Source organism: Streptococcus sp. 339 (assembly GCF_013277285.1).
GTDB lineage: Bacteria > Bacillota > Bacilli > Lactobacillales > Streptococcaceae > Streptococcus > Streptococcus pseudopneumoniae.
In genome coordinates this window covers 15,763-28,251 of sequence record NZ_VMMR01000031.1, presented here as the reverse complement: position 1 = coordinate 28,251, position 12,489 = coordinate 15,763, and the positions used below count along the sequence as shown (strand labels likewise).

The following is a 12,489-nucleotide window of genomic DNA, read 5'->3' as shown; positions in this document are numbered from 1 at the left end:
ATAAAGGAGAGGCTATGTCACACGATCATAACCACGACCACGAAGAACGTGAATTAATTACACTAGTAGATGAGCAAGGAAATGAAACCTTGTTTGAAATCCTTTTGACCATTGACGGAAAAGAAGAATTTGGTAAAAACTATGTTCTTCTAGTACCAGTTAACGCGGAAGAAGACGAAGACGGACAAGTTGAAATCCAAGCTTACTCATTCATCGAAAACGAAGATGGAACAGAAGGCGAATTGCAACCAATCCCAGAAGACTCAGAAGACGAATGGAACATGATTGAAGAAGTCTTCAACAGCTTTATGGAGGAGTGATACAGTCTGGGAGACTGTATCAGCCCAACTCCCAGAAATGGGGAAGAGTTGGAACATCCAGGGGATGTTTTTAGTCCAAGTTAATATTCATAGTTGCTAGTGATTAGCTAACCAGGGAAGAGGTCGGGACGAAAATCCTGACCTCATTTTTTGTTATCTACGGAATTTTGCTAGATAATTGATTAGACATTTATCAAGGAGATGTGTATGTTTGAAGTAGAAGAATGGCTCCATAGTCGGATTGGTTTGAATTTTCGATCAGGTTTGGGTCGAATACAGCAAGCGGTGGATTTGTTAGGAAATCCTGAGCAGTCTTACCCTATTATCCACGTAACAGGGACTAATGGGAAAGGATCTACCATTGCTTTTATGAGGGAGTTATTTATGGGACATGGCAAAAAAGTTGCGACCTTTACCTCTCCTCATATCATCTCCATCAATGACCGAATCTGCATTAATGGGCAACCAATAGCTGATGCAGACTTTATCCGTTTGGCTGAGCAGGTCAAGGAGATGGAGAAAACGCTTCTGCAAACTCATGACCAGTTGTCTTTTTTTGAGTTGCTGACCTTGCTTGCTTTTCTCTATTTTAGGGAGCAAGAAGTGGATTTGGTTTTACTAGAAGTGGGAATTGGCGGCTTACTTGACACGACCAATGTGGTAACTGGAGAGATTGCTGTCATCAGCTCCATCGGGCTTGACCATCAGGAGACCTTGGGTGATAGTCTGGAAGCAATCGCAGAGCAGAAAGCTGGTATTTTCAAGGCTGGTAAAAAGGCTGTGATTGCGAAGTTGCCTCCAGAAGCTAGGCTTGTCTGTCAGAAAAAAGCAGAATCTTTAGCTGTTGACCTTTATCAGGCGGGCCAAGATTTTTCAATGCTGAATGGTGATTTTTCAAGTTCTTTGGGAACTTTTTCGCAGCTGAAAATAGGTTTAGAAGGAGCTTATCAGCAGGAAAATGCAGCTTTGGCGTTGCAAACTTTTCTTCTCTTTATGAGGGAAGAAAAGGAAATTGTTGATGAGCAGGCTGTAAGACAGGCTTTAGCGAAAACCTATTGGGCTGGTCGTTTGGAGCGTATTTGTCCTCAGATTTATTTGGACGGTGCTCATAACCTCCCTGCCTTGACTCGCTTGGTTGAGTTTATCAAAGAAAAAGAGCAGGAAGCCTATCGTCCTCAAATCCTCTTTGGGTCCTTGAAACGGAAGGATTATCAAGGGATGTTAGGTTATCTGACTGAGAATTTGCCTCAGGTGGAACTCAAGGTAACTGGCTTTGATTATCAGGGAGCTTTGGACGAAAGGGATGTGACAGGTTACGATATAGTTTCTTCTTACCGAGAATTTATCAGCGATTTTGAAGAAAGAACAGATGCTCAGGATTTGTTATTCATTACAGGGTCTCTCTATTTTATCTCAGAAGTACGGGGCTACCTGCTGGGGCATGAACAGATAAATTGACCACCTTTTTTGAACTTGTTATACTAGGGGAATTGCTGGTTAGAGAAAATTTCTCTAAATTGGTAGTAGAAAGGAAATCCATCATGAAATTAAAAAGATTCACACTTTCTCTTGCTTCTCTAGCAAGTCTTAGTCTCGTAGTAGCTTGTTCACAAAGAGCTCAACAGATTCAACAACCAGCAGCTCAAGCACAAATATAACAAACTCAGCAATCACAACCTGCTGCTTCATCGTCTACAGAAAATACAAACCAGGTAGCAACAAGTTCTTCACAAAATGCACCTGAGGCTCAACCGACTGATATTGATGGGACTTATACAGGCCAAGATGACGGAGACCGTATCACTTTAGTGGTAACTGGAACGACTGGTACATGGACTGAGCTCGAATCTGACGGGGATCAGAAAGTCAAACAGGTCACATTTGATGCAGCAAATCAACGCATGATTATTGGTGATGATGTCAAAATTTACACTGTAAACGGTAATCAAATCGTCGTAGACGATATGGATAGAGACCCATCGGACCAAATCGTTTTAACTAAATAAGACTATGCAAGTAGGAAGGGCTGGATTTTTCAGCCTTTTTACTTTTGCTTAGAAAATAATCATAAATACTTGCCTTCTGTCGAATACCTGAGTTATACTAGTATCAATTACTTGTTTTTAGCATTCATACTCTTCGAAAATCAAATTCAAACCGCGTCAACGTCGCCTTGCCGTACTCAAGTACAGCCTGCGGCTAGTTTCCTAGTTTGTTCTTTGATTTTCATTGAGTATCAAAATATCAAGGAGGGGATATGAAATATAGAAAATTTCAATTATTGATGTCCAAGTATGGCTTTAGTCTTTCGATTATGCTACTTGAACTTTGTCTTGTTTTTGGTCTCTTTCTTTATTTAGGACGCATGGCTCCCATTTTATGGATTACTGTCCTCATTCTACTGAGTATCATCACAATCATTTCGATAGTCAACCGTAATACGACTCCTGAGAATAAGGTAACCTGGTTGTTAGTAGCCTTTGTGCCAGTATTTGGCCCCTTGCTCTATCTGATGTTTGGTGAGAGGCGATTGTCCAAAAAAGAAATCAAACAACTGAAGAAGCTAGGCTCCATGCATTTCCAAGAAGCAAATAGCCAGCTACTAAAAGAGGAATTAAAAGAAAGTGACAAGGCGGCATATGGTGTCATCAAGTCCTTATTGAGTATGGATACCAATGCTGATGTCTATGATCAAACTGCCTCTACATTTTTTTCTAACGGAGAAGCTATGTGGAAAAAGATGGTAGAAGATCTCAAAAAGGCTGAGAAATTTATCTTCTTGGAATATTACATTATAGAAGAAGGTTTGATGTGGAATCGTATTTTAGAAATCTTGGAGCAAAAAGTTGCTCAAGGCATTGAAGTTAAACTGCTCTATGACGATATTGGCTGTATGGCTACTTTAACAGGAGATTATGCACATCGACTTCGTCAGCTGGGCATCGAGGCCCATAAATTCAATAAAGTTATTCCTCGTTTGACAGTGGCCTATAATAACAGAGATCATAGAAAAATATTGATTATTGATGGTCAGATAGCTTATACAGGAGGCATTAACTTAGCCGATGAGTACATTAACCATGTCGAGAGATTTGGTTATTGGAAGGATAGTGGAATTCGCTTAGACGGACTAGCAGTAAAAGCCCTAACACGCTTGTTTTTAACCACTTGGTACATCAATCGAGGAGAGATTAGTGATTTTGATCAATATCATTTAGAAAATCATTCTATCCCAAGTGACGGTTTAACCATTCCATACGGAAGTGGACCCAAGCCAATTTTTCGAACGCAGGTAGGGAAAAAGGTTTATCAGAGTTTGATCAATCAAGCAACGGAATCGGTCTATATTACGACACCTTATTTGATCATAGACTATGATTTAACGGAGACAATCAAAAATGCTGCTATGAGAGGGGTCGATGTTCGGATTGTCACCCCTTACATACCAGATAAGAAGTTCATTCAGTTAGTCACAAGAGGCGCTTATCCAGACCTTCTTTCTGCTGGAGTTCGGATTTATGAGTATAGTCCAGGTTTTATTCATAGTAAGCAGATGTTGGTAGACGAAGATTTTGCAGTGGTGGGGACAATCAATCTCGACTACCGAAGCTTGGTACACCATTATGAAAATGCAGTCTTACTCTATAAAACTCCTTCTATAATGGAAATAGCCCGAGATTTTCAAAATATATTTGCAGATTCTCAGGAAGTCTATCCTCATTCTATCAAAACGAGCTGGTATCAAAAGCTTGTAAAAGAAATCGCCCAGTTATTCGCCCCTATCTTATAAGAAGTCTAGGACTGAGGATACAAACCAGTCCTATTTTTCTTGCTTTTTACGAATAGAAAGAAAGAGGAGGGGAATTCATGCTAACTAAGGAAGAAGTGAATGATATAATTGAATTCAAACAGACACAGTTGCATCGCTTTCGGGAAATTGAAACCTTTGTGAAACTATGCAAAAAATCACTCAAACAGCCATCGCAAGCTGACAATCCTAGGACTTTTTGATATACTAAGACAGATAAATTAAATAGGAGAAACGATATGAGTGTGTATGGTAGAGTAGAAGAAGTTCATCAGGAGAATCGTGAACCTCTAGAATACCAAATCGAACAAGAATCGCATCATCGTGAATCAAGTCGTCTTCCTTTGGTGAAAATTTTACTATGGAGTACGCTTGTAACGGGGATAACTCTAGGAGTACCGCTATTACTCGATTTAATGAGTGCACAAGAAGTGCAGGATTTTTATACAGGTTGGGCGCTTCATCAGACAGGGAAAATTTACAGCGATTATTATGGAAGTCAAGGTTTGCTTTATTATTTGCTGACTTACGTGACTCAGGGCGGATTTTTCTTTGCCATCTTTGAGTGGTTAGCCTTGGTAGCAGGAGGATTTTTCCTCTTTAGATCAGCGGATACCTTGACAGAGCAAGGAGAGCAAGCTGGACAAGTGGTGACTATTTTTTACATGCTAGTTACAGGTCTTGCTTTTGGTGGAGGCTATGCGACTCTTTTAGCGCTTCCTTTCTTATTCGCGGCCTTTAGTTTAGTTGCGGCTTATCTAAGCAATCCAAGCCATGATAAGGGATTTATACGGATTGGGCTGGCTTTGGCGGGAGGATTTTTCTTTGCCCCCTTGTCATCGCTCCTGTTTATTGCTGTAGTGAGTTTAGGCTTGTTGGTCTTTAACCTTGGGCATAGACGCTTTGCACATGGATTTTATCAGTTTCTTGCAGTGGCTTTAGGTTTTTCACTTGTCTTTTATCCAACTGCCTACTATAGTGTTGCAACAGGAAGTTTTGGGGATGCTATTAGTGGTATTCGCTATCCCATTGACAGTATTCGCTTTGATTTCACTTCTAAAATTTTAGAGAATATGGCTTTTTATGGCTTGTTGTCCCTTGGTTTGGGATTTGTGGTTTGTATCTTTTTAGGTCTCTTTCAATCCAAACCCTCTAAACTATACGTCATTTCGGTTCCTGCAAGTCTTGTGACAATTTTAGGTTTGATTTTACTTTTCTTTTCACAGGAGCCTCTGCACGCTTCCTGTTTGATGGTCGTCTTTCCTGTTTTTCTACTTTTATTGGTAACCAATATTAAGAGTCAACAGAGGGGGCGTAGTGTTAGACGAAGACGAAGAGAAACGCCAGTTAGTCTATGGAGTCGTTTCTTCAAAGGAAATCTATATCTGCCAGTTTTAGGGCTTGTCTATCTTTTGTCTATTCCTTTTTTGATGAAGTTAGTCCTTTATCCGGTACCTTATCAAGAACGTAATCGTCTTGCTGATTTGGTAAAAGAGGAGACAAATACGGAAGATGCTATCTATGCATGGGATGATACTGCGACTCTTTATCGTAAGAGTGAGCGCTTGTCGCCATCGGTGATTTTGTCTCCCGTGCACTATACAGCAACTGAGGAAAACCGGAATAAGCTACTCAATGACTTGAAAGAAAAACAACCCAAGGTGATTGTGGTAAATGACAAGGTGCCAGTCTGGTCTGAAGTAGAAACACTCTTAAAAGAAAATTATCAACCAGTAAAGACAGATTACTCAGAGTTTAAAGTCTATAAAATCAAATAACCAAATCAATATCTTGTGTATTTTTAAAAATTTTAGGATTTTTAACACAAGATATTGATTTTTCTTTTTAGAGTGGTATAATACTTTTTAGAAAGAACATTTTAGAAAAGAGCATGCATATGATTGCACTAGAAGAAAAAATTACAATTTTGCCAACTCTCTTCGTCGAGAAACGAGATGGGAGACGTGTTGTATTTGATGTGGACAAGATTGACAAGACTCTCCACAAGGCGGCAGACAAGGTTATGGATGTGACACCCTTGGTCGAAAAACGCCTCAATGCTCTGACCGAGCGAATTGTCACAGAAATTCATAGTCGCTTTCCAAAGGGAGTGAAGATTTATGAAATTCAAAATATCGTAGAACATGAACTCCTTGAAGCCAAAGAATATGCGCTGGCTGAGGAGTATATTACTTATCGGACGCAGAGGGATTTTGAGCGATCAAAAGCTACAGATATCAACTTTAGTATTCATAAGCTTCTTAATAAAGATCAGGCAGTTGTCAATGAAAATGCCAATAAAGACAGCGATGTCTTTAATACCCAGCGTGATTTGACAGCAGGCATTGTTGGGAAATCAATCGGACTGCAAATGCTTCCCAAGCACGTAGGCAATGCCCACCAAAAGGGGGATATTCACTATCACGATTTGGACTACAGTCCCTATACCCCTATGACCAACTGCTGTTTGATTGATTTCAAGGGGATGTTGGAAAATGGTTTTAAGATTGGAAATGCAGAGGTAGAAAGTCCCAAGTCTATCCAGACTGCGACAGCACAGATTTCTCAAATCATCGCCAACGTTGCTTCTAGCCAGTACGGTGGCTGTTCAGCTGACCGTATCGATGAAATCCTGGCGCCTTATGCAGAGAAGAACTATCAAAAACATCTCAAAGATGCAGAAGAGTGGGTCTTGCCTGAAAAACGGGAAGATTACGCTTGGAAGAAAACGCAAAAGGACATCTACGATGCCATGCAATCTCTTGAGTATGAAATCAACACCCTCTTCACTTCAAATGGACAAACACCTTTTACTTCGCTCGGTTTTGGTCTAGGAACCAATCGTTTTGAGCGGGAAATTCAAAAAGCTATCTTGAACATCCGAATCAAGGGACTTGGTTCAGAACACCGCACAGCTATCTTCCCTAAACTTATCTTCACGCTTAAAAGAGGACTTAACTTGGAAGAAGGGACTCCCAACTACGACATTAAGCAGTTGGCTCTTGAGTGTGCAACCAAACGGATGTATCCAGACGTTTTATCTTACGATAAGATTGTTGACTTGACAGGATCCTTCAAGGTTCCTATGGGCTGCCGTTCTTTCCTTCAAGGATGGAAGGATGAGAATGGTATAGAAGTTAATTCAGGTCGCATGAATCTGGGTGTTGTGACGGTTAACCTGCCTCGTATTGCTCTCGAGTCTGAAGGTGATATGACCAAGTTCTGGGAAATCTTCAACGAGCGGATGAATATCGCAGAAGATGCTCTGGTTTACCGTGTCGAACGAACCAAGGAAGCGACACCGGCAAATGCTCCTATTCTTTATCAGTACGGTGCTTTTGGCCATCGTCTAGGTAAAGAAGAGAGTGTTGACCAGCTCTTTAAGAATCGTCGTGCGACAGTTTCGCTGGGCTATATCGGCTTGTATGAAGTAGCGACAGTTTTCTTTGGAAATAGCTGGGAACACAATCCAGAAGCCAAGGAATTCACGCTAGACATCATTCGAGATATGAAACGCCGTGTAGAAGAGTGGTCAGACCAATATGGTTATCATTTCTCTATCTACTCAACACCGTCCGAAAGCTTGACAGACCGTTTCTGTCGATTAGATACAGACAAGTTTGGCTCTATTCCTGATATCACAGACAAGGAATACTACACCAACTCTTTCCACTACGATGTTCGTAAAAATCCAACACCGTTTGAAAAATTGGACTTTGAGAAAGTCTATCCAGAAGCGGGTGCGTCAGGTGGTTTCATCCATTATTGTGAGTATCCAGTCCTCCAGCAAAATCCTAAAGCCTTGGAAGCTGTCTGGGATTATGCTTATGACCGTGTGGGCTATCTTGGGACCAATACTCCAATAGACCGTTGCTACAAGTGTGACTTTGAAGGGGATTTTGAACCAACTGAGAGAGGATTTGCTTGTCCAAACTGTGGGAATAGCGACCCTAAAACAGTAGACGTTGTTAAACGGACTTGTGGCTATTTAGGTAATCCTCAAGCGAGACCTATGGTCAATGGACGTCACAAGGAAATCGCTGCGCGTGTCAAACACATGAATGGCTCAACGATTAAAATAGCTGGGCATCAAGTAACAAATTAGAAAGAAATGAAATGGGAAAATATCAATTAGACGATAAGGGGCGTGCACAAGTGACCCGTTATCACGAGAAACATTCTAAGGGTGGAGCTGGTAAAAAAGAACGTTTGCTCAGCCTCAGAGAACAATTTTTAAATAAGAACAAGAAAAAATAAAAGTGAGAGTCAGCTCTCGCTTTTCTCTTAGTGGGAGGTAAGGATGGAACTACGCAGACCAATATTGGCAGATAAAGAAACAGTTTTAGAGATGATGGCAGAGTTTGAAAAGAGCCAATCAGTCCATGATGAGGGGCTTTGGGGATGTTGAGGATTTTTCTTACGAGGAGTGGCTAGAAGGTAACCGTAATAAAGAAATGGGAATATGGCTACCTGAAAATCGCGTTCCATCGATACAGTTCGTATTGTTTGGTGAATCAGGTTGTGCTCTAGGATTTTTGAATCTGCGATTGAGACTGAATGAGGGGTTACTGAATTATGCTGGCCACATTGGCTACTCCATCCGTCCATCAGAAAGAGGCAAAGGTTATGCAAAAGAGACTCTCCGTCAGGGCTTGCAAGTTGCTAAGGAAAAGAACATCAAGAAAGCTCTGGTGACCTGTAGTGTGAATAATCCTGCTAGCAGAGCAGTCATTCTAGCAAATGGTGGAATATTTGAGGATGCTCGCAATGGAGTCGAGCGTTATTGGATAGAGGTAGCGAATGAATAATCCAAAACCACAAGAATGGAAAAGCGAGGAACTTAGTCAAGGTCGTATCATTGACTACAAGGCCTTTAACTTTGTGGACGGCGAAGGCGTGCGCAACTCTCTCTATGTATCAGGCTGTATGTTTCACTGCGAGGGATGTTATAATGTTGCGACTTGGTCTTTTAATGCTGGTATTCCCTATACAGCAGAATTAGAAGAGCAGATTATGGCAGATCTTGCTCAGCCCTATGTTCAAGGTTTGACTTTGCTGGGAGGGGAGCCTTTTCTTAATACTGGGATTCTCTTGCCACTTGTTAAGCGGATTCGGAAGGAATTGCCAGACAAGGACATCTGGTCCTGGACCGGCTACACTTGGGAAGAAATGATGTTGGAAACTCCAGATAAACTGGAACTCTTGTCACTGATTGACCTTCTTGTCGATGGAAGATATGATCGAACTAAGAGAAATCTTATGCTCCAGTTTCGAGGTTCGTCTAACCAACGAATTATCGATGTGCAAAAATCGCTCAAAAGTGGGCAAGTAGTGATTTGGGACAAGCTCAATGACGGAAAAGAAAGCTATGAACAGGTGAAGAGAGAATGAAGAAAAAAGACTTAGTAGACCAACTAGTCTCAGAGATCGAGACGGGGAAAGTCAGGACACTGGGAATATACGGTCATGGAGCTTCAGGTAAATTAACCTTTGCACAGGAATTGTACCAAGCTTTAGATTCTACTACAGTAAATTTGCTAGAGACAGATCCTTATATCACCTCAGGACGCCATCTGGTAGTACCCAAGGACGCGCCGAATCAAAAGGTGACAGCCAGTCTGCCAGTGGCGCATGAACTGGAGAGTTTGCGGAGAGATATTCACGCAATGCAGGCAGGTATGGATGTCTTAACAATTGAAGAACCTTGGAAGGCTAGTGAGGTCTTGTCTGGAGCAAAGCCAATTCTGATTGTCGAAGGGATGTCTGTTGGCTTTTTACCCAAAGAACTCTTTGACAAAACCATCTGTTTCTACACGGATGAGGAGACCGAATTAAGGCGGCGCCTAGCTAGAGATACGACTGTGAGAAATCGCGATGCATCCTTTATATTGGCTAGCCATCAGATGAGACGGGAGCAGTATCTGCGATACTATAAAGAAACTGAGTCAAGGGCGGACATTCTAGTGGACCAATCAGAAGGTAAATTTGATGTCAAGAGGACTTAACTTATATGGAAGAAAATCCCTAATTTTAAAAAGAAAAAATAGGAAAACAGTTTCATCGTAAAAAAACGAAAAAACAGCAACAAATCCCTTGCAATCGCAGGGGCTTTGTGTTATTCTATTATGGTGCTGTAAATTACAGCTTTAGCTTTGATGCAAGAGGTTGCGACACGCTCGGTTGCATTGCCACGCAACACCGCGTCGGTTTTCTTGTGGAGCTAGCCTATTATCTTAAATAGACGAAAAGGAGAAAAAGATGGCAAACAAAAAAATCCGTATCCGTTTGAAAGCTTACGAACACCGTACGCTTGATACAGCGGCTGCAAAAATCGTAGAATCAGCTACTCGTACAGGTGCACAAGTTGCGGGTCCAATCCCACTTCCAACTGAACGTAGCCTCTACACAATCATTCGTGCGACTCACAAATATAAAGACTCTCGCGAACAATTTGAAATGCGTACACACAAACGTTTGATCGATATCGTTAACCCAACTCAAAAAACAGTTGATGCTTTGATGAAATTGGATCTTCCAAGTGGTGTAAACGTAGAAATCAAACTTTAATCTAAAATATAAAAGAGCAGAGGCTGGTGTTTCAATCTAATTGGACACGGGCTAAACTCGGTGTGAAAAAGATAAACTTCCTAGTGTCTGCTAGACACTGCGTCAGTTTCCTATTTTCACTTTGAGTTTGACGCCCTTTGTATCTTAGACCTGAGCATAAAAAACGCTCGTTAAAAACTTTTTGAATAAAAAATATAGAAAAGGAACTATTTTCTCATGACAAAAGGAATCTTAGGGAAAAAAGTGGGAATGACTCAAATCTTCACTGAAGCTGGCGAATTGCTCCCTGTAACAGTTATTGAAGCAACTCCAAACGTTGTTCTTCAAGTTAAAACTGTTGAAACAGACGGATACAACGCTATCCAAGTTGGTTTCGATGACAAACGCGAAGTATTGAGCAACAAACCTGCTAAAGGACATGTAGCGAAAGCTAACACGGCTCCTAAGCGCTTCATTCGTGAATTCAAAAACGTTGAAGGCTTGGAAGTTGGTGCTGAAATTACAGTTGAAACATTCGCAGCTGGAGATGTTGTTGATGTAACTGGTACTTCTAAAGGTAAAGGTTTCCAAGGTGTTATCAAACGCCACGGACAATCACGTGGACCAATGGCTCACGGTTCTCGTTACCACCGTCGTCCAGGTTCTATGGGACCTGTTGCACCTAACCGCGTATTTAAAGGTAAAAACCTTGCAGGACGTATGGGTGGCGACCGCGTAACAATTCAAAACCTTGAAGTTGTACAAGTTGTTCCAGAAAAGAACGTTATCCTTATCAAAGGTAACGTACCAGGTGCTAAGAAATCTCTTATCACTATCAAATCAGCAGTTAAAGCTGGTAAATAATAAGGAAAGGGGAATACAGTCAAAATGGCAAATGTAACATTATTCGACCAAACTGGTAAACAAGCGGGCGAAGTTGTTCTTAACGATGCAGTATTTGGTATCGAACCAAACCAATCTGTTGTGTTTGATGTAATCATCAGCCAACGCGCAAGCCTTCGTCAAGGAACTCACGCAGTTAAAAACCGCTCAGCTGTTTCAGGTGGCGGACGCAAACCATGGCGTCAAAAAGGAACTGGACGTGCTCGTCAAGGTTCTATCCGCTCTCCACAATGGCGTGGTGGTGGAATCGTCTTCGGACCAACTCCACGTAGCTATGCGTACAAACTTCCTCAAAAAGTTCGTCGCCTTGCGCTTAAATCTGTTTACTCAGAAAAAGTTGCTGAAAATAAATTTGTAGCCGTTGATTCTCTTGAATTTACAGCTCCAAAAACTGCTGAATTTGCAAAAGTTCTTGCAGCTTTGAGCATCGATTCTAAAGTCCTTGTTATTCTTGAAGAAGGAAACGAATTCGCAGCTCTCTCAGCTCGTAACCTTCCAAACGTGAAAGTTGCGACTGCCACAACTGCAAGTGTTCTTGACATCGCAAATAGTGACAAACTTCTTGTTACTCAAGCAGCTATCTCTAAAATCGAGGAGGTTCTTGCATAATGAATTTGTATGATGTTATCAAAAAACCTGTCATCACTGAAAGCTCAATGGCTCAACTTGAAGCAGGAAAATATGTATTTGAAGTTGACACTCGTGCACACAAACTTTTGATCAAGCAAGCTGTTGAAGCTGCTTTCGAAGGCGTTAAAGTTGCAAATGTTAACACAATCAACGTAAAACCAAAAGCTAAACGTGTTGGACGTTACACTGGTTTTACTAACAAAACTAAAAAAGCTATCATCACACTTACAGCTGATTCAAAAGCAATCGAGTTGTTTGCTGCTGAAGCTGAATAATCTAAGG

Annotated in this window: 12 protein-coding genes and 2 pseudogenes; all 14 read left to right on the top strand. The window is 41.2% G+C overall.

Going from position 1 to position 12,489, the window contains the following annotated elements; all coding sequences use genetic code 11:
- Positions 1–14 precede the first annotated feature (14 nt).
- The 14 genes and pseudogenes from HT736_RS04245 (at position 15) to HT736_RS04180 (ending at position 12,482) form a co-directional block, all read left to right on the top strand.
- Entirely contained in the window at positions 15–320 is a 306-nt protein-coding gene (locus HT736_RS04245) for a DUF1292 domain-containing protein (protein WP_000017620.1), read from the top strand.
- A 207-nt stretch (positions 321–527) separates the two neighbouring features.
- A complete protein-coding gene (locus tag HT736_RS04240) occupies positions 528–1,778 on the top strand; it encodes a folylpolyglutamate synthase/dihydrofolate synthase family protein (RefSeq protein WP_054392566.1) in 1,251 nt (416 codons plus the stop codon).
- An 83-nt stretch (positions 1,779–1,861) separates the two neighbouring features.
- Positions 1,862–2,326 (top strand): annotated as a pseudogene (locus tag HT736_RS04235) (SP_0198 family lipoprotein).
- Positions 2,327–2,577: 251 nt separating this feature from the next.
- Positions 2,578–4,110, top strand: a complete 1,533-nt coding sequence (cls, locus tag HT736_RS04230; RefSeq protein WP_172930782.1) for a cardiolipin synthase — start codon at positions 2,578–2,580, stop codon at positions 4,108–4,110.
- A 257-nt stretch (positions 4,111–4,367) separates the two neighbouring features.
- A complete protein-coding gene (locus HT736_RS04225; protein ID WP_172930781.1) occupies positions 4,368–5,906 on the top strand; it encodes a damage-inducible protein CinA in 1,539 nt (512 codons plus the stop codon).
- Positions 5,907–6,025: 119 nt separating this feature from the next.
- On the top strand, positions 6,026–8,233 hold the full coding sequence (nrdD, locus tag HT736_RS04220) for an anaerobic ribonucleoside-triphosphate reductase (RefSeq protein WP_172930780.1): 2,208 nt from the start codon (positions 6,026–6,028) through the stop codon (positions 8,231–8,233).
- Between the two features lie 11 nt (positions 8,234–8,244).
- Positions 8,245–8,385 carry a hypothetical protein gene (locus tag HT736_RS04215; RefSeq protein ID WP_000521621.1) on the top strand — a complete coding sequence of 47 codons (141 nt, stop codon included), beginning with the start codon at positions 8,245–8,247 and terminating at the stop codon, positions 8,383–8,385.
- A gap of 43 nt (positions 8,386–8,428) precedes the next feature.
- A pseudogene (locus HT736_RS04210) lies at positions 8,429–8,936 on the top strand (GNAT family N-acetyltransferase).
- Positions 8,929–9,519, top strand: coding sequence for an anaerobic ribonucleoside-triphosphate reductase activating protein (gene nrdG, locus HT736_RS04205; protein ID WP_001064218.1), 591 nt, complete (start codon positions 8,929–8,931; stop codon positions 9,517–9,519). Before HT736_RS04210 ends, nrdG begins: the two are co-directional and overlap by 8 nt.
- Positions 9,516–10,133, top strand: coding sequence for a phosphoribulokinase (locus HT736_RS04200; RefSeq protein WP_000725982.1), 618 nt, complete (start codon positions 9,516–9,518; stop codon positions 10,131–10,133). Before nrdG ends, HT736_RS04200 begins: the two co-directional genes overlap by 4 nt.
- A gap of 253 nt (positions 10,134–10,386) precedes the next feature.
- Positions 10,387–10,695 carry a 30S ribosomal protein S10 gene (gene rpsJ / locus HT736_RS04195; protein WP_001284513.1) on the top strand — a complete coding sequence of 103 codons (309 nt, stop codon included), beginning with the start codon at positions 10,387–10,389 and terminating at the stop codon, positions 10,693–10,695.
- Between the two features lie 216 nt (positions 10,696–10,911).
- The gene (rplC, locus tag HT736_RS04190; protein ID WP_000160203.1) at positions 10,912–11,538 is read left to right on the top strand and encodes a 50S ribosomal protein L3; all 627 of its coding nucleotides are present in this window, start codon (positions 10,912–10,914) and stop codon (positions 11,536–11,538) included.
- A gap of 24 nt (positions 11,539–11,562) precedes the next feature.
- On the top strand, positions 11,563–12,186 hold the full coding sequence (rplD, locus tag HT736_RS04185; RefSeq protein WP_000024554.1) for a 50S ribosomal protein L4: 624 nt from the start codon (positions 11,563–11,565) through the stop codon (positions 12,184–12,186).
- Positions 12,186–12,482: a 50S ribosomal protein L23 gene (locus tag HT736_RS04180; protein WP_001055347.1), complete on the top strand. Its 297-nt coding sequence runs from the start codon at positions 12,186–12,188 to the stop codon at positions 12,480–12,482. Before rplD ends, HT736_RS04180 begins: the two co-directional genes overlap by 1 nt.
- Positions 12,483–12,489: the final 7 nt, after the last annotated feature.

Bases quoted from the DNA above. Each gene is read 5' to 3' on its own strand.
- HT736_RS04245 (WP_000017620.1), top strand. From the start codon at position 15: ATGTCACACGATCATAACCACGACCACGAAGAACGTGAATTAATTACA.
- HT736_RS04240 (WP_054392566.1), top strand. From the start codon at position 528: ATGTTTGAAGTAGAAGAATGGCTCCATAGTCGGATTGGTTTGAATTTT.
- cls (WP_172930782.1), top strand. From the start codon at position 2,578: ATGAAATATAGAAAATTTCAATTATTGATGTCCAAGTATGGCTTTAGT.
- HT736_RS04225 (WP_172930781.1), top strand. From the start codon at position 4,368: ATGAGTGTGTATGGTAGAGTAGAAGAAGTTCATCAGGAGAATCGTGAA.
- nrdD (WP_172930780.1), top strand. From the start codon at position 6,026: ATGATTGCACTAGAAGAAAAAATTACAATTTTGCCAACTCTCTTCGTC.
- HT736_RS04215 (WP_000521621.1), top strand. From the start codon at position 8,245: ATGGGAAAATATCAATTAGACGATAAGGGGCGTGCACAAGTGACCCGT.
- nrdG (WP_001064218.1), top strand. From the start codon at position 8,929: ATGAATAATCCAAAACCACAAGAATGGAAAAGCGAGGAACTTAGTCAA.
- HT736_RS04200 (WP_000725982.1), top strand. From the start codon at position 9,516: ATGAAGAAAAAAGACTTAGTAGACCAACTAGTCTCAGAGATCGAGACG.
- rpsJ (WP_001284513.1), top strand. From the start codon at position 10,387: ATGGCAAACAAAAAAATCCGTATCCGTTTGAAAGCTTACGAACACCGT.
- rplC (WP_000160203.1), top strand. From the start codon at position 10,912: ATGACAAAAGGAATCTTAGGGAAAAAAGTGGGAATGACTCAAATCTTC.
- rplD (WP_000024554.1), top strand. From the start codon at position 11,563: ATGGCAAATGTAACATTATTCGACCAAACTGGTAAACAAGCGGGCGAA.
- HT736_RS04180 (WP_001055347.1), top strand. From the start codon at position 12,186: ATGAATTTGTATGATGTTATCAAAAAACCTGTCATCACTGAAAGCTCA.